Raw genomic sequence first — 19,208 nt, forward strand, 5'->3', positions numbered from 1 at the left:
ACGCCCGGTTACATTCCGAACCCGGAAGCTAAGCCTTTCAGCGCCGATGGTACTGCAGGGGGGACCCTGTGGGAGAGTAGGACGCCGCCGAACAACCCGCCCTTTTAGCTCAGTCGGTAGAGCGTCTCCATGGTAAGGAGAAGGTCAACGGTTCGATTCCGTTAAAGGGCTCCGAAGAAAGAAGGCCCCCGCCTGTTGGCGGGGGCCTTTTTTGCGTTCTGTCAAGCCCCGACTTTCCGGGTCGTGACCGGGCTCCTGCCGTGGGGCGCAATGGGAGTCCGATTACCCGACCTGCGGAGAGGACGGTCCCCATGACCCTCGCAAGGATCCGACGTCTCGTCCTGAACATCGTGACGGTTCCCTTCGACGCCGAGGCCGCCGGCCCGGTCGTCGAGCCGAAGCCCGCCGCACGGCAGCCCGTTGCCCCGGTCACCGACGAGGACGGCCCGTGCCACGGCTGGGAGATGGCCGCTCCGTCGTTCCTGGTGGTGTCGATGCGGCCGAGACCCCCACGGTGAAGCGGGAAAGTCCGCGGCGTCAGTCGCCCTCGCGCTGCTGCGGGACGCGGAAGGCCAGGATGGCCATGTCGTCCGAAGCGGGTTCCGCGGCGAAGCGCTCCACCGCGCGCAGGACGCGCGAGGCGACCGCGCCCGCGGTGAGGCCCGTGCAGGTGGTGAGGACCTCGGCGAGGCCGTCGTCACCGAGCATGCGGCTGCCCTCGCGGCGCTCGGTCACGCCGTCCGTGACGCAGAGCAGCACGTCACCCGGGTCGAGGGTCAGCGTCTGCTCGTACAGCTCGAGGTCGTCGATCACGCCCAGCAGGGGCTGGGGTTCGGCGGCCGGGACGACCTCGCCGTCCGGCCGCAGGCGCAGCGGGAGCGGGTGGCCGGCGCAGACGACCTTCATCAGCGCGCCGCCGTCCGGCTGCGGGTGCAGCTCGCCATACAGGAGGGTGAGGAAGCGGCTGCGGGCGCCCTCGTCGAGGATGGCCGCGTTGAGGCGTTCGAGGACGGCCGGGCCGCCCAGGCCCTCGCGGGCCAGCAGGCGCAGGGCGTGGCGGGCCAGGCCCGTCACCGCCGCCGCCTCCGGGCCGGTACCGCAGACGTCGCCGATGGCGAAGCCGTACACGCCCTCGCGGATGGGGAAGACATCGTAGAAATCGCCGCCGACCTCGTTGCCCTCGCCGGCCGCGCGGTAGATGACCTCGACCTCCATGCCGGGGATGGCCGGGGAGCCGGGCGGCAGCAGGCTGCGCTGGAGGGAGCGGCTGATGGCGGTCCGCTCGGAGTACAGCCGTGCGTTGTCCAGCGCGAGGGCGGCCCGGCGCGACAGGTCCTCGGCGAGTTCCAGGATCTCCTGGCGGAAGTGCTCCTCGCGGGGCTTGCCGAGGGTGAGCATGCCGATCACGCGGTTGCGGGCCATCAGCGGGAGCACGACGGTCTCGCCGCCGACCGCGAGGGCCGTCTCGGGCCAGGGGCGGGCCCCCGCGCTGCGGACGGGTTCGGGCGGGCTGACGCGGGAGAGCAGGGCCTTGAGGCCGTCGATGCGTTCCTCGTCCTCGTGCAGCACGTAGGAGAGATACGGGTCCGAGGACTGGTCGGCGATGGTGTAGACGGCGCACCAGGTCGCGAGGGTGGGGACGGTCATCTGGGCCATGAGGGCCAGGGTCTGGTCCCGGTCGAGGGTCCCGGCCAGCAGGTCGGAGGCCTCGACGAGGAAGGAGAGGGAGCCGCGGCGCAGGCGCTCGAGCTCGCCGAGGCGCGCCGACTCGACGGCGAGGGCGATGCGGTCGGCGGCGAACTGCAGGCGCAGGGCCTCCTCGTTCGAGTAGCGGCCGGGGACCTCGGCGGCGACGCCGAGGGAGCCGGTGAGCCGGCCTTCGACCTTGAGGGGGACGGTGACCGCGGACCGCATGCCGGTGGCCTCCAGGAGCGGGACCGCTCCGGGCACGGAGGCGAGGTCGTCGTGGACGGCCGGCATGCGGGCCGATCCGTACCGGTTGGTGCCGGCCTCGACGGGGACGCGGGCGAAGCGCTGGCGGGTGGAGGGCAGGCCGGTGGTGGCGCGGACCTCCAGCTCGGTCTCGTCGTCGGTGGCCAGAAGCAGGAAGGCGGCGTCGGCGTCGAGGAGGTCGCGGGCCCGTTCGACGGTGCGCTGGAGCAGCCCGTCGAGGTCGTCGGGGGCGGGCGAGCCGATGAAGACCTCGAAGGGGTCGGCGGGGCGGGGCTCGGTGAGGCCGCCGTCGGCCGGGATCCGCACCGGGGTTTGCAGGAGGGCGCGCTCGTCGTCGTGGACGAGGAGGCAGACGATGGAGGGCTCGCCGTGGGCGTCGCGTACCCGCAGGTGGGAGGCGTAGACGGGGATGACGCGGCCGTCCGAGCCGCGGATGCCGTAGCTGCCCTCCCAGCGGGACAGGCCAAGCGCTTCGGCGATGCCCGTGCCGGTGCCGGGTGTCTGGGGCCAGGCGGCGAGCTCGGCGAGCGGGCGGCCGACGGCCTTCTCGGCCGGGTAGCCGAAGACGTGCTCGGCGTCGTCGTTCCAGGCGGAGACGGCGCCGTCGGCGTCGATCTGCAGGACGGCGACGCGGACGCGGCTGTCGGCCAGGGGCAGCAGCTGGTCGGGGACGACGGGGCCCGCGGAGCGGGTGCCGACGGGACGGTCGGGCAGGTCGAGGCGGAACCACACGTGCTTGTGGCTGGCGGTGTACTCCACGCCCCAGCGGGTGGCGAGGGCGGCGCACAGCATCAGGCCCCGGCCGTTCTCGCGGTCGGGGTCGGCGTACGGGCGCTCGCCGGGGTGCTGCAGCGGCAGCTCGCGCTCCGGGTAGCGGTCGGCGACCTCGACGCGTACGCCGTCCTCGGCGCGCAGGCAGAGGACCTCGGCGCGGGTGCCGGCGTGGACCACGGCATTGGTGACGAGCTCGCTGGTGAGCACCACCGCGTCGTCGACGATGTCCGCGAAGCCCCATCCCTGCAGGGTGTCGCGGACGAACGCGCGGGCGGCGGCTACCGAGCGCCCGAGGGGGTCGAAACTGGCAGCCGCCCGTGCCGTGATCACAAGTCTCCTTCGACGCGGTTGGACATCGGGTGCCAGGTTACTTACCTTCGCGGTCGGCAGGGTGCCGTCGTCGGGGATTCCCCCCGCAGGGTACGGCGGGTGTGCGATGGTGCCGAAGTGTTATGGCCGGGTTCGGCCAGGGTGAAACACTGGGCAGGCTTGAAGAGCCGGGCAGGATCACTCGAAGCCCGGCGGAACAGCGGTCGACCCTTTCGGGAGGGACACGGTGGAGTCTGGCGCAGTGGTGCGGCGTACGGGGACGCGGCCTAAAGGCGGGCGGTCCCGGCGCGGCGGCACGACCGAGGTCGATACCGCCGCTCTCAACCGGCTGCTCACGGCCCTGGTCTCGATGCGGGACGGCAATTTCCGCAAGCGGCTGACGGTGTCCGGCGAAGGCGTGATGGCGGAGATCGCCGCCGTCTACAACGAAGTCGCCGACCGCAACCTGCACCTGACCGGGGAGCTGTCGCGGGTCCGCAGGATGGTGGGGCGCGAGGGCAAGCTGAGCGAACGGCTGGAAACCGGTGCCTGCGAGGGCTCCTGGGCGGCCGCGATCGACGCGTCGAACCAGTTGGTCGACGACCTCGCGCGGCCGGTGTCCGAGGTGGGCCGGGTGCTGTCGGCGGTCGCCGAGGGTGATCTGGACCAGCGGATGGACCTGCGCACGCAGACCCCGGAGGGGGTGGGGCATCCGCTGCGGGGGGAGTTCCTGAAGGTCGGGCGCACGGTCAACAACCTGGTCGACCAGCTGTCCGCGTTCACCGACGAGGTGACGCGCGTGGCGCTGGAGGTGGGCACCGAGGGCAAGCTCGGCGGGCAGGCCCAGGTGCGCGGGATGTCCGGGTCCTGGAAGGATCTGACCGACTCCGTCAACACGATGGCCTACCGGCTCACCGCTCAGGTGCGTGACATCGCGCTGGTGACGACGGCGGTGGCCAAGGGCGATCTCTCGCGCAAGGTCACCGTGCACGTGGCCGGCGAGATGCTCCAGCTGAAGAACACCGTGAACACCATGGTGGACCAGCTGTCCTCCTTCTCCTCCGAGGTGACCCGCGTCGCCCGCGAGGTGGGGACGGAAGGGGAGCTGGGCGGCCAGGCGAAGGTTCCGGGTGTGGCCGGGGTGTGGAAGGACCTGACCGACTCCGTCAACACGATGGCGGGCAACCTGACGGCCCAGGTGCGCGGGATCGCGCAGGTGACGACGGCCGTCGCCAACGGTGACCTGTCGCAGAAGGTGCGGGTGAGCGCGCGCGGCGAGGTCGCGCAGCTGGCCGAAACGATCAACCAGATGACGGAGACGCTGCGGACCTTCGCGGACGAGGTCACGCGCGTGGCCAGCGAGGTGGGGGCCAAGGGCCTGCTGGGCGGCCAGGCGCAGGTGCCGGGGGCGGCGGGGACGTGGAAGGACCTCACCGACTCGGTGAACACGGTCTTCCGCAACCTCACCACCCAGGTGCGCGACATCGCGCAGGTGACCACGGCGGTCGCCAACGGCGACCTTTCGCAGAAGGTCACGGTCGATGTGGCCGGCGAGATGCTGGAGTTGAAGAACACCGTCAACACGATGGTGGACCAGCTGCAGTCCTTCGGTGCGGAAGTGACGCGTGTGGCCCGTGAGGTCGGCGTCGAGGGCGAGTTGGGCGGTCAGGCGCAGGTGCCGGGGGCGGCGGGGACGTGGAAGGACCTCACCGACTCGGTGAACACCGCGTTCCGCAACCTCACCGGGCAGGTCCGCAACATCGCGCAGGTGACCACGGCGGTCGCCAACGGCGACCTCTCGCAGAAGGTCACCGTGGACGTCTCCGGCGAGATGCTCCAGCTGAAGAACACCGTGAACACGATGGTGGACCAGCTGTCCTCCTTCGCCGACCAGGTCACGCGGATGGCGCGGGACGTGGGCACCGAGGGCCGGCTCGGCGGCCAGGCCCGGGTCGAGGGGGTGTCCGGGACCTGGAAGGAGCTCACCGACTCCGTCAACTTCATGGCGGGGAACCTGACGTCGCAGGTGCGCCAGATCGCCCAGGTGACGACGGCGGTGGCGCGCGGTGACCTGTCGCAGAAGATCGACGTGGACGCGCGGGGCGAGATCCTGGAGTTGAAGAACACCATCAACACGATGGTGGACCAGCTCTCGGCGTTCGCGGAGCAGGTGACCCGGGTGGCTCGGGACGTGGGTACCGAGGGCCGACTCGGCGGTCAGGCGCAGGTGCCCGGGGTGGCCGGCGTGTGGCGCGACCTGACCGACTCGGTGAACGGGATGGCCGGGAACCTGACCTCGCAGGTGCGCAACATCGCGCAGGTCGCCACGGCGGTGGCGCGCGGCGACCTGTCGCAGAAGATCGACGTGGACGCGCGGGGCGAGATCCTGGAGCTGAAGAACACCCTCAACACGATGGTGGACCAGCTCTCGAACTTCGCGGAGCAGGTCACCCGGGTGGCGCGCGAGGTGGGCACCGAGGGCATCCTGGGCGGCCAGGCGGAGGTGAAGGGTGTCTCCGGCACCTGGAAGGACCTCACCCAGTCGGTCAACTTCATGGCCAACAACCTGACGTCGCAGGTGCGCAACATCGCCGAGGTCACCACGGCCGTGGCGATGGGCGATCTCTCCAAGAAGATCACCGTCGACGCGAAGGGCGAGATCCTCGAACTCGTCACCACCGTCAACACGATGGTCGACCAGCTGTCGTCGTTCGCCGAGCAGGTGACGCGGGTGGCGCGCGAGGTGGGTACCGAGGGCATTCTCGGCGGCCAGGCCCGGGTGCGCGGGGTCACCGGCATCTGGAAGGACCTGAGCGACAACGTCAACACCATGGCCGGGAACCTGACGGCGCAGGTGCGCGGGATCGCGCAGGTCTCGGCGGCGGTGGCCAACGGCGACCTGACGAAGAAGGTCACCGTCGAGGCGCGCGGCGAGGTCGCGCAGCTCGCCGACACGGTCAACACGATGGTCAAGACCCTGTCGTCCTTCGCCGACGAGGTCACGCGGGTGGCCCGTGAGGTGGGTACGGAAGGGCGCCTGGGCGGTCAGGCGCACGTGCCGGGCGTCTCGGGGACGTGGAAGGACCTCACCGACTCGGTGAACTTCATGGCGTCGAACCTGACCGGGCAGGTGCGGCAGATCGCCATGGTCACGACCGCCATCGCCAAGGGCGACATGACCAAGAAGATCGACATCGACGCGCGCGGCGAGATCCTGGAGCTCAAGACCACCATCAACACGATGGTCGACCAGCTGTCCTCGTTCGCCGACCAGGTGACGCGGGTGGCCCGCGAGGTGGGTACCGAGGGCATCCTGGGCGGTCAGGCCCGGGTGCGGGACGTGGACGGCACCTGGCGGGACCTGACGGAGTCCGTGAACGAGATGGCCGGGAACCTCACCCGGCAGGTGCGCGCCATCGCGGCCGTGGCCACCGCGGTGACCCGCGGCGACCTCAGCCTGAAGGTCGACGTGGACGCGGCGGGCGAGATCCAGGTCCTCCAGGACAACATCAACACGATGATCGTCAACCTGCGCGACACGACCCTGGCCAACAAGGAGCAGGACTGGCTCAAGGGCAACCTGGCGCGGATCTCGGCGCTGATGCAGGGACGCCGGGAACTCGACGACGTGGCCTCGCTGATCATGAGCGAGCTGACGCCGGTGGTCTCGGCGCAGCACGGCGCCTTCTTCCTGGCGCTGCCGGCCGGCGGCACCAACGAGATCGGGACGGAGGGCGGTGCGGACGGCTCCTACGAGCTGCGGATGCGCGGGAGTTACGCGTACGCCGGAGGCCAGGTGCCCACCTCCTTCCGGCCGGGAGAGGGGCTGATCGGGACGGTCGCGGAGGAGAAGCGGACGATCCTGGTCGAGAACACCCCGCCCGGCTACCTGAAGATCTCCTCGGGGCTCGGGGAGGCGCCGCCCGCGCATGTGATCGTGCTGCCGGTGCTCTTCGAGGGGAAGGTGCTCGGCGTCATCGAGCTGGCGTCCTTCACGCCGTTCACCCAGATCCAGAAGGACTTCCTCAGCCAGATCGCCGAGATGATCGGTACGAGCGTCAACACCATCAGCGTCAACTCCAAGACGGAGATGCTGCTGAAGCAGTCGCAGGAGATGACCGAGCAGCTGCGCGAGCGCTCCGACGAGCTGGAGAACCGGCAGAAGGCGCTGCAGGCCGCGAACGCGGAACTGGAGGAGAAGGCCGAGCTGCTGGCCCGGCAGAACCGGGACATCGAGGTGAAGAACACCGAGATCGAGGAGGCCCGGCAGGTCCTGGAGGAGCGCGCGGAGCAGCTCGCGGTCTCGATGCGCTACAAGTCCGAGTTCCTCGCGAACATGTCGCACGAGCTGCGTACGCCGCTCAACTCGCTGCTGATCCTGGCCAAGCTGCTCGCCGACAACGCGGACGAGAATTTGTCGGGCAAGCAGGTGGAGTTCGCCGAGACCATCCACGGCGCCGGTTCCGACCTGCTCCAGCTGATCAACGACATCCTCGACCTGTCGAAGGTCGAGGCCGGGAAGATGGACGTCTCGCCGACGCGGATCGCGCTGGTCCAGCTCGTGGACTACGTGGAGGCCACCTTCCGGCCGCTGACCGCGGAGAAGGGGCTCGACTTCTCGGTGCGGGTCTCCCCGGAGCTGCCGGCCACCCTGCACACCGACGAGCAGCGGCTGCTCCAGGTGCTGCGCAACCTGCTGTCCAACGCGGTGAAGTTCACCGACACCGGGGCGGTGGAGCTGGTGATCCGGCCGGCCGGCGCGGATGTCCCGACGGCGATCCGCGAGCAGCTGCTGGAGGCCGGCTCGCTGCGGGAGGCGGACGCGGACCTGATCGCCTTCTCGGTGACCGACACCGGCATCGGGATCGCCGCGAGCAAGATGCTGGTGATCTTCGAGGCGTTCAAGCAGGCGGACGGCACGACCAGCCGCAAGTACGGGGGCACGGGCCTCGGCCTGTCGATCAGCCGGGAGATCGCCCGGCTGCTGGGCGGGGAGATCCACGCGGCGAGCGAGCCCGGCCGCGGTTCCACCTTCACGCTGTACCTGCCGCTGCACCCGAGCGAGCTGCCCCCGCAGGGGTACGCGCCGCCCACGCCGGGCACCGGCCGCGCCGAGCTGTACCGCAGGCCCGCCGAGGAGGCGCGGCCCGCGCTGCCGTCGGCCCCGCAGCCGCCCGGGCCGGCGGCTCCGGCGCAGGCGCCCGCCGGGCGGGCGGAGCGCTCGGCGCTGCCCGGCGCGGAGCCGGGCCAGGGCGGGGCCGCGTTGTTCCGGCGCCGGCGCAAGGCGCTGAGCGACCTGGAGCCGCGTACGGCCGCGCCGGGGCATCCGGGTGTGACCGGTGCCGAGGAGGGCTGGGGCGGCGCCGAGGAGGAACTGCCCGTCGTCCCGCGGACGTACGACTTCCACGGCGAGAAGGTGCTCATCGTGGACGACGACGTGCGCAACGTCTTCGCCCTGACCAGTGTGCTGGAGCAGCACGGGCTGGCGGTGCTCTACGCGGAGAACGGGCGGGAGGGCATCGAGGTCCTGGAGCAGCACGACGACGTGACGGTCGTGCTGATGGACATCATGATGCCCGAGATGGACGGGTACGCCACGACCTCGGCGATCCGGCGGATGCCGCAGTTCGCGGGGCTGCCGATCATCGCGCTGACGGCCAAGGCGATGAAGGGGGACCGGGAGAAGGCGATCGACTCCGGTGCCTCCGACTACGTCACGAAGCCGGTCGACCCGGACTACCTGCTGTCGGTGATGGAGCAGTGGATGCGCGGGAAGTGACCGCCGGGCGACCGGACCGGCGGCGCTCGCCGGCGCATCGCGTCCGAAACGGTGTGGGAAGGCGGCGGACGGGGAACCTTCTGCCTTCCCACCGCGTTTCCGCTTCGTGCACAGTGACATCTTGGTGACAGGGTGTGGCGATCTCAGGACTGGGGCTACGATGACCGGCACAAGGACGGGCGGCGCAAGGATGCCGTCCTCTGAGGCGGGGCCCGGCGCACAGACCGGAGCCCGGGGCCGGGTAGGCCCCATGCCGGGGCGAGGAGGACAGGGCATGGTGCAGAAGGCCAAGATCCTCCTGGTCGACGACCGGCCGGAGAATCTGCTGGCGCTGGAGGCCATCCTCTCCGCGCTCGATCAGACACTGGTCCGGGCGTCGTCGGGGGAGGAAGCGCTCAAGGCGCTGCTGACGGACGATTTCGCGGTCATCCTGCTGGACGTGCAGATGCCGGGAATGGACGGATTCGAAACGGCCGCCCACATCAAGCGGCGGGAACGGACCCGGGACATCCCGATCATCTTCCTGACGGCGATCAACCACGGTCCGCACCACACCTTCCGGGGTTACGCGGCGGGTGCGGTCGACTACATCTCCAAGCCTTTCGACCCGTGGGTGCTGCGGGCCAAGGTGTCGGTCTTCGTGGAGCTGTACACGAAGAACTGCCAGCTGCGCGAGCAGGCGGCGCTGCTGCGGCTCCAACTGGAGGGCGGCGGTGACAACGGTGTGGACGCCGGCAAGGAGACGGCCGGACTGCTGGCCGAACTCTCCGCGCGGCTCGCCGCGGTCGAGGAGCAGGCCGAGGCGCTGACCAAGCAGCTCGGCGAGGATTCGGCGGAGGCGGCGGTCGTGGCGACCGCGGCTCATCTGGAGCGCAAGCTGACCGGGCTGCGGCGGGCGCTGGACGCGCTCGAACCGGGGGCCGGCGGGGGAGCCGTACTGCCGCTCCAGGGCTGAGGAGCGCCCCGCCTGGCGGAGCGTCAGGTCTGGCGGCGCGTCAAAGCGCCGACGCAAGCGGGCGACACGAACGGGTGAAGGGGTGGGCACGCGTGTCCACCGGGGTGGACACCGGTAACCTCGGGCCCATGGCCTCACGTACGTCCGGCAAGGGTTCCCAGAGCAGCGCGGGCACCGCGAAGGGCCGCACCGGCCGTACTCCGGCACCGGCGAAGAAGGCGGCCGCCGCGCGCAGGCCCCCGGCGAAGAAGGCCGCGCCCGCCCGGCGGGCACCGGCGAAGAAGGCCCCGCCCAGGCCGGCGCCGTCCCCGACCGGGGGCGTGGTGCGGCTGGTGCGGGCCCTGTGGCTCGGCTGCGCGCACGCGGTCGGGGCCGTCTTCCGCGGGGTCGGCCAGGGCGCCAGGAACCTCGACCCCGCCCACCGCAAGGACGGCGTGGCGCTGCTGCTGCTCGCCCTCGCGCTGATCGTCGCCGCCGGAACCTGGTCGAACCTGAACGGCCCCGTCGGAGACCTGGTCACGATGCTGGTCACCGGTGCCTTCGGACGACTGGATCTGCTGGTGCCGCTCCTCCTCGGTGTCATGGCGGTACGTTTCATCCGCCATCCCGAGCAGACCGACGCCAACGGCCGCATCGGCATCGGACTCTCCGCCCTGGTCATCGGGGTGCTGGGGCTGGTCCACATCGCCTGCGGGGCGCCGGGCCGTAACGAGGGCACCACCGCGATGCAGAACGCGGGCGGGCTGATCGGCTGGGGCGCCTCCAAGCCGCTGATCTTCACGATGGGCGCGCCGCTGGCCGTGCCGATGCTGGTGCTGCTGACCGTCTTCGGGCTGCTCGTGGTCACCGCGACGCCGGTCAACGCGATTCCGGAGCGGCTGCGGCGGCTGGGGATCCGGCTCGGGATCATCGCCCCGTACGACGAGGGGTACGAGGAGGGCGTCGAGGCGGTCGGCCGGCACGACGCCGAGCGCTGGCGGGCCCGCGGCGGAGCGGGCCCTGGCCCGGCCGACGCGGCGGACGCCGTCGAGGAGGAGGCGCTCGCCCGCCGGCGCCGGCCGCGCCGGGCCGCGGCGGCAGGGCCGGCGATGGACCGGGAGATGGACGCCGTGGACGTGGCCGCGGCGGCCGCCGCCGCACTGGACGGGGCGGTCTACGGCGGACTGCCGCCCTCCCCGGTGGTCGCCGACCTCACGCAGGGGATCTCCGCCGACCGCGAGGGCGCGGAGGTCACCGCTCCGGTGCCGACCGCCCGCGCGACGCGCCCCGTGGCGCGCCCGGCCGCCGCCGCGTCCGCCGCGCCGTCCGTACCCGCCGCGCCCGCCGCCGGGACGGGGCAGAGCCCGCACGACACCACCGCCGCGGCCTCCGGCACGCTGGCGGTACCGGACCTGACGAAGGCCCCGCCGCAGGCCCAGGCCCTGCCGGCGCGCGCCGAGCAGCTCCAGCTGCGCGGGGACATCACCTACGCGCTGCCCTCGCTCGACCTGCTGGAGCGAGGCGGGCCGGGCAAGACCCGCAGCGCCGCCAACGACGCGGTGGTCGCGTCGCTGCGCAACGTTTTCACCGAGTTCAAGGTGGACGCGGACGTCACCGGCTTCACCCGGGGGCCGACGGTCACCCGGTACGAGGTGACGCTGGGCGCGGCGGTGAAGGTCGAGCGGATCACCGCGCTGACCAAGAACATCGCCTACGCCGTGGCCTCGCCGGACGTGCGCATCATCAGCCCGATCCCGGGCAAGTCCGCCGTCGGCATCGAGATCCCGAACACCGACCGCGAGATGGTCAACCTGGGCGACGTCCTGCGGCTGGCGGACGCGGCCGAGGACGACCACCCGATGCTGGTCGCGCTGGGCAAGGACGTCGAGGGCGGCTACGTCATGGCCAACCTCGCGAAAATGCCGCACGTGCTGGTCGCCGGCGCCACCGGTTCGGGAAAGTCCTCCTGCATCAACTGCCTGATCACCTCGATCATGGTCCGGGCGACCCCGGAGGACGTCCGGATGGTGCTGGTCGACCCCAAGCGGGTGGAGCTGACGGCCTACGAGGGCATCCCGCACCTGATCACGCCGATCATCACCAACCCCAAGCGCGCCGCCGAGGCCCTGCAGTGGGTCGTGCGCGAGATGGACCTGCGCTACGACGACCTGGCCGCCTTCGGCTTCCGGCACATCGACGACTTCAACCGGGCCATCCGGGACGGCAAGATCACACTGCCGCCGGGCAGCGAGCGCGAGCTCAGCCCGTACCCGTACCTCCTGGTGATCGTCGATGAGCTCGCCGACCTGATGATGGTGGCCCCGCGCGACGTCGAGGACTCGATCGTGCGCATTACCCAGCTGGCCCGGGCCGCCGGCATCCACCTGGTGCTGGCGACCCAGCGCCCCTCGGTGGACGTGGTCACCGGCCTGATCAAGGCGAACGTGCCCTCCCGCCTCGCCTTCGCCACATCCTCGCTCGCCGACAGCCGGGTCATCCTGGACCAGCCCGGCGCCGAGAAGCTCATCGGCAAGGGCGACGGGCTGTTCCTGCCGATGGGCGCGAACAAGCCGGTCCGGCTCCAGGGCGCCTTCGTGACCGAGGACGAGATCGGCGGGATCGTCCAGCACTGCAAGGACCAGATGGCGCCCGTGTTCCGGGACGACGTCACCGTCGGTCAGAAGCAGAAGAAGGAGATCGACGAGGAGATCGGCGACGACCTGGACCTGCTGTGCCAGGCGGCCGAACTGGTCGTCTCCACGCAGTTCGGCTCGACCTCGATGCTCCAGCGCAAGCTGCGGGTGGGCTTCGCCAAGGCGGGCCGGCTCATGGACCTGATGGAGTCGCGCGGGATCGTCGGGCCGAGCGAGGGCTCCAAGGCCCGTGACGTGCTGCTGAAGGCCGACGAGCTGGACGGGGCGCTCGCCGTCATCCGGGGGGAGACCGCCCCGTGACACCGCCCCGTGACACCGCCCGTGACCGCCCCATGAGACCGTCGGCGCGCGGCGCATCGCAGGTGAAATCAAGGGCAACCGTTTCCCTCGGGGCCGCGTCCAGTTGAACGGAGGTGGTGGCACCGCGCCGGCATCGCGCCCGGCGGGGCGCCGCCGCACCGGGCGGAACCCCCCGCGCCATTCGGATGGCGTAGGAAGTGCACCCTCCGGTTGCTCCACCCTTTCGTCACCCCCCTAGACTGGACCTCCAGCAGGTGGCTACACGCTCGAAAGGCGCCCTCGTGTCCATCGGCAACGCCAACTCCCCCGAAGAAGAGCGGCCTTCGACCGACGACCGGTCCGAGGACCGCATCGTCGAACGTCCCGCAGAAGGTCCCTCCATCGGGACGGCTCTCAAGAAGGCCCGGATCGCCGCCGGGCTCACCGTCGACGAGGTCAGCTCCACCACCCGCGTGCGCATCCCGATCGTGCACGCGATCGAAGAGGACGACTTCACACGCTGCGGCGGCGACGTCTACGCCCGCGGCCACATCCGAACGCTCGCCCGCGCCGTCCACCTCGATCCGGCACCCCTGATCGAGAGCTACGACGCGGCCCACGGCGGCCGGCCGGCACCCACCCCCGCCGCGCCGATGTTCGAGGCAGAGCGCCTGCGCCCCGAACGGCAGCGGCCCAACTGGACCGCCGCCATGGTCGCCGCCATCGTCGCCGTGATCGGCTTCGTGGGCTTCACCGCCTTCAACGGCGGCGACGACAAGGCGAAGAAGGCGGTGGCGGAAGGTTCCGTCCCGCAGCCCGCCCCCAAGCAGAGCGCCGGGAAGCCGACGGCGCAGCCCCAGCAGACCCCCAAGGCTCCGACGCCGGCGCCTTCCGACAGTGCCATCGCCGCCGCGCCCAAGGACCTCGTCACGGTCGTCCTGACGGCCGACACCGGCGACAGCTGGATCTCGGCCAAGGACCACAACGGCCGGCTGCTCTTCGACGGCACCCTGAACCAGGGCGAGTCCAAGACCTTCACGGACAAGGAGTCGGTCAACCTGGTACTCGGCGACGCCGGCGCCGTGAAGCTCTTCGTGAACGGCAAGGAGATCAAGGACGACTTCCAGCCGGGCCAGGTGGAACGTCTCACCTACACCAAGACCGACCCTCTCGAGGAACAGCCCCAGGCGGGCTGACCCGAGGCCGCCCTAGGGCGGAACGCTTGCATCCGGATCCCCGGGGCACTGCGCGGCACCTGCCGCAGGCCCCGGGGATCTCGCTGTGCGGGGACGGGAGGCAGGGGCCGCCGCCGGGACGAAGTAGTCTTGAGTCCATGCCCGAACGCCGTACCGTCGCCCTTGTCACTCTTGGCTGCGCCCGTAACGAGGTGGACTCGGAGGAGCTCGCAGGCCGCTTGGCGGCGGATGGCTGGGAGCTCGTCGAGGACGCCGCCGACGCGGACGTCGCCGTCGTCAACACCTGCGGCTTCGTCGAAGCCGCCAAAAAGGACTCCGTAGACGCCCTGCTCGAAGCCAACGATCTCAAGGACCACGGCAAGACGCAGGCCGTCGTCGCCGTCGGCTGCATGGCCGAGCGCTACGGCAAGGAGCTCGCCGAAGCGCTCCCCGAGGCGGACGGCGTGCTCGGGTTCGACGACTACGCCGACATCTCGGACCGCCTGCAGACCATCCTCAACGGCGGCATCCACGCCTCCCACACCCCGCGCGACCGGCGCAAGCTGCTGCCGATCAGCCCCGCGGAGCGCCAGGACGCCGCGGTGGCCCTGCCCGGCCACGCCCAGGAGCCGGTCGCCGAGGCCCCCGCCGACCTGCCGGCCGGGCTCGCCCCCGCCTCCGGGCCGCGGGCGCCGCTGCGCCGCCGCCTGGACAAGAGCCCCGTCGCCTCCGTGAAGCTGGCCTCCGGCTGCGACCGGCGCTGCTCCTTCTGCGCCATCCCCTCCTTCCGCGGCTCCTTCATCTCACGGCGCCCCGCCGACGTGCTCGGCGAGACGCGCTGGCTCGCTGAGCAGGGGGTCAAGGAGATCATGCTGGTCTCCGAGAACAACACCTCCTACGGCAAGGACCTCGGCGACATCCGGCTGCTGGAGACCCTGCTGCCCGAGCTGGCCGGGGTCGACGGCATCGAGCGCGTCCGCGTCAGCTACCTCCAGCCCGCCGAGATGCGGCCCGGCCTGATCGACGTACTGACCTCGACCCCCAAGGTCGTCCCGTACTTCGACCTGTCCTTCCAGCACTCCGCCCCCGACGTGCTGCGTTCCATGCGCCGCTTCGGCGACACCGACCGGTTCCTGGAGCTGCTGGACACCATCCGCGGCAAGGCGCCGCAGGCCGGTGTCCGGTCCAACTTCATCGTCGGCTTCCCCGGTGAGAAGGAGTCGGACTTCGCCGAGCTGGAGCGTTTCCTCACCCACGCCCGCCTCGACGCCATCGGCGTCTTCGGCTACTCCGACGAGGACGGCACCGAGGCCGTCACCTACGACGGCAAGCTCGACGAGGAGACCATCGCCGAGCGGCTCGCGCACATGCAGCGGCTCGCCGAGGAGCTCACCTCCCAGCGCGCGGAGGAGCGGATCGGAGAGACCCTGGAAGTACTCGTCGAGACGGTCGTCCCGCTCGACGAGGCGGAGGACGGCGAAGGCGCCTACGGGCGCGCCGCCCACCAGGCGCCCGAGACCGACGGGCAGGTCGTGTTCACGGACGGTGCCGGGCTGGTCCCCGGGCACATCGTCACGGCGAAGGTGGTCGGCACCCTGGGCGTGGACCTGGTGGCCGAGCCCCTGGGCGCCGATCTGAAGGAGGCGGCCGGATGACCGGAGTCCCGGCATCTGCGGCGGGCGGGACCGGCCGCCGGCCCGTGCCCGGCGCGAAGCTGGGAGTCGCGGCGGTCGATCAGGCCAGTCTGTGGAACATCGCCAACATCCTGACGATGATCCGGCTCGTCCTGGTGCCGGGCTTCGTCTTCCTGCTGCTCGCCGAGGGCGGCTACGACCCGGCCTGGCGGGCCTGGGCATGGGTGGCGTTCGCCGTGGCCATGATCACGGACATCTTCGACGGGCACCTGGCCCGGACGTACAACCTGGTCACGGACTTCGGCAAGATCGCCGACCCCATCGCCGACAAGGCGATCATGGGGTCGGCGCTGGTGTGCCTGTCCTGGCTCGGCGACCTGCCGTGGTGGGTGACCGGGGTGATCCTCGGCCGCGAGCTCGGGATCACCGTCCTGCGGTTCTGGGTGATCCGCTACGGAGTGATTCCGGCCAGCCGGGGCGGCAAGCTGAAGACCCTGGCGCAGGGCACGGCCGTCGGCATGTACGTGCTGGCGCTGACCGGACCGCTGGCCACCTTGCGCTTCTGGGCGATGGCTTTGGCGGTCGTGCTGACGGTGGTGACCGGTCTCGACTACATACGGCAGGCCGTCGTCCTGCGCCGCGCGGGGCTGGCCGCGGAGCGGGCCGCCCGGTGACGGACGCGGGCGGGGATCCCCCGGTGACGGCGGGCACGTCGGGGACGGCGGTGGCCGCGGAGGTGCTGCGGCTGCTCGCGGAGCGTGACCAGAGCGTTGCCGTCGCCGAATCGCTGACCGGCGGCCTGGTCGCCGCCGAGCTCACGGCCGTTCCCGGGGCCTCGCGGTCCTTCCGGGGCTCGGTCACGGCCTACGCGACGGAGCTGAAGCACCGGGTGCTGGGTGTGGACGGCGGCCTGCTGGCGGCCGAGGGCGCGGTGAACGCCGAGGTCGCGGCGCAGATGGCGGCGGGCGTCCGGGGCGTGATGGGCGCTTCGTGGGGCATCGCGACGACCGGAGTGGCCGGACCCGAGCCGCAGGACGGGCAGCCGGTGGGCACCGTTTTCGTCGCGGTGGCCGGGCCGGACGTCAGGAAAACGGCCCGGTTGAGGTTGAACGGCTCCCGGGCGGAAATTCGTAGGGAGAGTGCACGGACAGTGCTCGAACTCCTCTCAAGCCAACTCCGTGAGAATGCGCGGGGGCAGGATACGGAACAGAACGGGGGGATTTGATGTTTGCAGCCCTGAGTGAACACGACATCGCTCCCCGCACGGCCGCGGCGCGAGGCGGTACGGTGGGGCGTGAAGGATGCGGCTACACGGTCAGAGGAGGGAGCCACCGATGATTCTGCTCCGTCGCCTGCTGGGTGACGTGCTGCGTCGGCAGCGCCAGCGCCAGGGCCGTACTCTGCGCGAAGTCTCCTCGTCGGCCCGAGTCTCGCTCGGCTATCTCTCCGAGGTGGAGCGGGGGCAGAAGGAGGCATCCTCCGAGCTGCTCTCCGCGATCTGCGACGCGTTGGACGTACGGATGTCCGAGTTGATGCGCGAAGTCAGTGACGAACTGTCGCTGGCCGAGCTGGCACAGTCGGCCGCGGCAAGCGAACCGGTCGGCGTACCGGTCCGCCCGATGCTCAATTCGGTCTCCATGGCCTCGGTCACGGCCGGACCGGAGCGGGTGACCATCAAGGCGCCTGCGGAAGCGGTGAATGTCGTAGCCGCGTGAGCGAGTACGTGAGCGTATGAGTGTGGCCGGAGCCCCGGCCGGTGCGTCAGGCACCGGTCGGGGCTCCCGGCTTTCCCGGGCACGGGCGGTCGGGGACCGTCGTTCTGGGTGCGGGCCGGGGGCGGGTGCGGGAGGATGGGTGCGGTCCGGGTTCCGGCCCCTGGGAGGCAGCCGTGCGGCCGTTGCTGACACCCTTCGCTCTGGCGCTGGGCCTGCTGTGGTGGTGGGCCGCGCTGCGGTTGGCCCTGGCGCCGGCGGAGTCGGGGCCCGTGGAGGGCGCCGTGGTCGTGGGCGGCTGGGGACTGGGCCTGCTGCCGGTGCACTGCGTTCCGGCTCCCGCGCGGCGCCGGGCCGCCCGCGCGGCGGGGGCTACCAGGGCATCGACACCCCACCGTTCGGGCGCAGGATCTGGCCCGTCATGAAGGACGAGGCGTCCGAGGCCAGGTAGAGCACGGCCTGGGCGATGTCCTCGGGCTCGCCGACGCGGCGCAGCGGGGACATCCGGGCCATCACCGCCTCGGTCTGCTCCTGGACCTCGGTTCCATGCCGTCCCGTCATCGGGGTGCGGATCCAGCCGGGGGCGACGGCGTTGACCCGGATGCCGTGCGGCCCGGCCTCCGTGGCGAGCGTCCTGGTCAACTGGACGACGGCGGCCTTCGCCGCGCTGTAGCAGAGCAGACCGGGCTGGGCGGCGTCCACCGCCCCGGAGGCCATGGTGACGATCGAGCCGGGCCGGCCCGCCGCGATCATGGAGCGGGCGGCTTCCTGGCAGGTGCGCAGCACCCCCTTGAAGTTGATGTCGAGGATCCGGTCGAGGTCCTCGTCGGTCGTCTCCAGGACGCTGCTGGTGTGCATGACCCCGGCGACGGCGGCGGCGATGTCGAGGGGGCCCGCGGCGCGGACGGCGGCCCGCAAGGCGCTCCCGTCGGTGACGTCGAGGACGTGGACGGTGGCGCCGCCGCCCCCGGCCCCGGCGATCAGGTCGGCCGTCCCGGCGAGCCCCTGCCCGTCGCGGTCCGCGCAGTGCACGTGGGCTCCCGCCTCGGCGAGGAGGACGGCGGTGGCGCGGCCGATGCCGCTGGCCGCGCCGGTGATCAGGGCGGTGCGGCCGGTGAGGTCGTACGAGGCTGTGGGCATGCCGGGACCGTACGAGTGGATCTGACGGGTCGTCAACTAGGCGGTCGGCCCGGTCTGGCAGCGGGGGCACCAGTACGTGGGCCGGCCGTCCTGGGGGGACTCCCGGACGGGGGTGCCGCAGCGCAGGCACGGGCGGTGCGCCCGGCCGTACACGAAGAGGTCCTGGCCGCGGCGCCGGCTGCCCGTGGTGTTGCGGTGGCCCGTCCCGTCACCGACGTTCGCCGCCAGCAGGCGCTGGGCGGCGGCGGCCAGCCGCGGCAGCGTGGCCGGGGGGAGCGCACCGACCGGGGTCCAGGGGGTGACCTGCGCCAGGAAGCAGACCTCGCACTTGTAGATGTTGCCGATCCCGGCCAGGTTGCGCTGGTCGAGCAGGGCCTCGCCGAGGGGGCGGTCGGGGGCGGCCAGCAGATTGGCGGCGGCCCGCTCCGCGTCCCAGTCGGGGCCGAGGAGGTCCGGTCCGAGATGGCCCACCACCCGGTCCTCCTCGGCGGTGCGGATCAGCTCCAGCACGGGCAGGCGGTAGCCGACCGCCGTGTGGTCGGCGGTGCCGAGGATCGCCCGGATCTCGTAGTCGGGGCCGCCGCGCCACTTCGCACCCGCGGGGAAGACGTGCCAGGCGCCGTCCATGCGCAGGTGGCTGTGCAGGGTGAGGCCGCCCTCGAGGCGGGTGAGGAGGTGCTTGCCGCGCGGGGTGACGTCCAAGGTGATGCGGCCGGTGAGATCGGCCGTGGCGAAACGGGGGACGCGCAGGTCGCTGCGGGTGAGGGGCTTGCCGGCGAGGGCGGTGTGCAGGCGGGTCGCCGCGCGCCGGACGCTGTCTCCTTCGGGCATGACGCCATTGTCCCGCCCCGGTGGGGCGGGACGT

At 71.7% G+C, this 19,208-nt stretch carries 13 protein-coding genes, 1 tRNA gene and 1 rRNA gene; 12 read left to right on the plus strand and 3 right to left on the minus strand.

The window, feature by feature from the left end; all coding sequences use genetic code 11:
- From rrf to AC07FY_RS24625, 3 genes are all read left to right on the plus strand, one after another.
- Positions 1-93 (plus strand): 5S ribosomal RNA (rrf, locus tag AC07FY_RS24615); the annotation flags it as partial.
- Between the two features lie 5 nt (positions 94-98).
- Positions 99-171 (plus strand) — tRNA-Thr (locus AC07FY_RS24620).
- Positions 172-311: 140 nt separating this feature from the next.
- A complete protein-coding gene (locus AC07FY_RS24625) occupies positions 312-518 on the plus strand; it encodes a hypothetical protein (protein WP_479009755.1) in 207 nt (68 codons plus the stop codon).
- 19 nt (positions 519-537) lie between these two features.
- Here the strand turns inward: AC07FY_RS24625 and AC07FY_RS24630 are convergent, their stop codons facing one another.
- Entirely contained in the window at positions 538-3,117 is a 2,580-nt protein-coding gene (locus AC07FY_RS24630) for a SpoIIE family protein phosphatase (protein ID WP_479010011.1), read from the minus strand.
- Between the two features lie 166 nt (positions 3,118-3,283).
- On the opposite strand from AC07FY_RS24630, the gene AC07FY_RS24635 reads away from it, so the two are divergent.
- The 9 genes from AC07FY_RS24635 (at position 3,284) to AC07FY_RS24675 (ending at position 17,628) form a co-directional block, all read left to right on the plus strand.
- Positions 3,284-8,815 carry a HAMP domain-containing protein gene (locus AC07FY_RS24635; protein ID WP_479009758.1) on the plus strand — a complete coding sequence of 1,844 codons (5,532 nt, stop codon included), beginning with the start codon at positions 3,284-3,286 and terminating at the stop codon, positions 8,813-8,815.
- A 274-nt stretch (positions 8,816-9,089) separates the two neighbouring features.
- Positions 9,090-9,770, plus strand: a complete 681-nt coding sequence (locus tag AC07FY_RS24640; RefSeq protein WP_479009761.1) for a response regulator — start codon at positions 9,090-9,092, stop codon at positions 9,768-9,770.
- Between the two features lie 128 nt (positions 9,771-9,898).
- On the plus strand, positions 9,899-12,703 hold the full coding sequence (locus tag AC07FY_RS24645; RefSeq protein ID WP_479009764.1) for a DNA translocase FtsK: 2,805 nt from the start codon (positions 9,899-9,901) through the stop codon (positions 12,701-12,703).
- A gap of 281 nt (positions 12,704-12,984) precedes the next feature.
- Positions 12,985-13,878 carry a helix-turn-helix domain-containing protein gene (locus tag AC07FY_RS24650; RefSeq protein ID WP_479009767.1) on the plus strand — a complete coding sequence of 298 codons (894 nt, stop codon included), beginning with the start codon at positions 12,985-12,987 and terminating at the stop codon, positions 13,876-13,878.
- 137 nt (positions 13,879-14,015) lie between these two features.
- A complete protein-coding gene (gene rimO / locus AC07FY_RS24655) occupies positions 14,016-15,512 on the plus strand; it encodes a 30S ribosomal protein S12 methylthiotransferase RimO (RefSeq protein WP_479009770.1) in 1,497 nt (498 codons plus the stop codon).
- Positions 15,509-16,165 (plus strand): CDP-diacylglycerol--glycerol-3-phosphate 3-phosphatidyltransferase, encoded by a 657-nt coding sequence (pgsA, locus tag AC07FY_RS24660; RefSeq protein WP_479009773.1) that lies wholly within the window; start codon positions 15,509-15,511, stop codon positions 16,163-16,165. The genes rimO and pgsA overlap by 4 nt, the downstream gene beginning before the upstream one ends.
- Before the next feature lie 50 nt (positions 16,166-16,215).
- Positions 16,216-16,716, plus strand: coding sequence for a CinA family protein (locus AC07FY_RS24665; protein WP_479009775.1), 501 nt, complete (start codon positions 16,216-16,218; stop codon positions 16,714-16,716).
- Positions 16,717-16,825: 109 nt separating this feature from the next.
- Positions 16,826-17,206, plus strand: a complete 381-nt coding sequence (locus AC07FY_RS24670; protein WP_361765991.1) for a helix-turn-helix domain-containing protein — start codon at positions 16,826-16,828, stop codon at positions 17,204-17,206.
- Positions 17,207-17,379: 173 nt separating this feature from the next.
- On the plus strand, positions 17,380-17,628 hold the full coding sequence (locus AC07FY_RS24675) for a hypothetical protein (RefSeq protein WP_479009779.1): 249 nt from the start codon (positions 17,380-17,382) through the stop codon (positions 17,626-17,628).
- On the opposite strand, the gene AC07FY_RS24680 is transcribed toward AC07FY_RS24675, so the two are convergent.
- A complete protein-coding gene (locus tag AC07FY_RS24680; protein ID WP_479009782.1) occupies positions 17,576-18,343 on the minus strand; it encodes an SDR family NAD(P)-dependent oxidoreductase in 768 nt (255 codons plus the stop codon). The two genes, AC07FY_RS24675 and AC07FY_RS24680, sit on opposite strands and share 53 nt — an antisense overlap.
- A 36-nt stretch (positions 18,344-18,379) precedes the next feature.
- The gene (locus tag AC07FY_RS24685) at positions 18,380-19,174 is read right to left on the minus strand and encodes an Fpg/Nei family DNA glycosylase (RefSeq protein WP_479009785.1); all 795 of its coding nucleotides are present in this window, start codon (positions 19,172-19,174) and stop codon (positions 18,380-18,382) included.
- Between the last annotated feature and the right edge of the window lie 34 nt (positions 19,175-19,208).

The organism is Streptomyces sp. NPDC045967, assembly GCF_056430495.1.

Coding starts and splice junctions, on each gene's coding strand:
- AC07FY_RS24625 (WP_479009755.1), top strand. CDS start 312: ATGACCCTCGCAAGGATCCGACGTCTCGTCCTGAACATCGTGACGGTT.
- AC07FY_RS24640 (WP_479009761.1), top strand. CDS start 9,090: ATGGTGCAGAAGGCCAAGATCCTCCTGGTCGACGACCGGCCGGAGAAT.
- AC07FY_RS24645 (WP_479009764.1), top strand. CDS start 9,899: ATGGCCTCACGTACGTCCGGCAAGGGTTCCCAGAGCAGCGCGGGCACC.
- rimO (WP_479009770.1), top strand. CDS start 14,016: ATGCCCGAACGCCGTACCGTCGCCCTTGTCACTCTTGGCTGCGCCCGT.
- pgsA (WP_479009773.1), top strand. CDS start 15,509: ATGACCGGAGTCCCGGCATCTGCGGCGGGCGGGACCGGCCGCCGGCCC.
- AC07FY_RS24670 (WP_361765991.1), top strand. CDS start 16,826: ATGATTCTGCTCCGTCGCCTGCTGGGTGACGTGCTGCGTCGGCAGCGC.
- AC07FY_RS24680 (WP_479009782.1), bottom strand. CDS start 18,343: ATGCCCACAGCCTCGTACGACCTCACCGGCCGCACCGCCCTGATCACC.
- AC07FY_RS24685 (WP_479009785.1), bottom strand. CDS start 19,174: ATGCCCGAAGGAGACAGCGTCCGGCGCGCGGCGACCCGCCTGCACACC.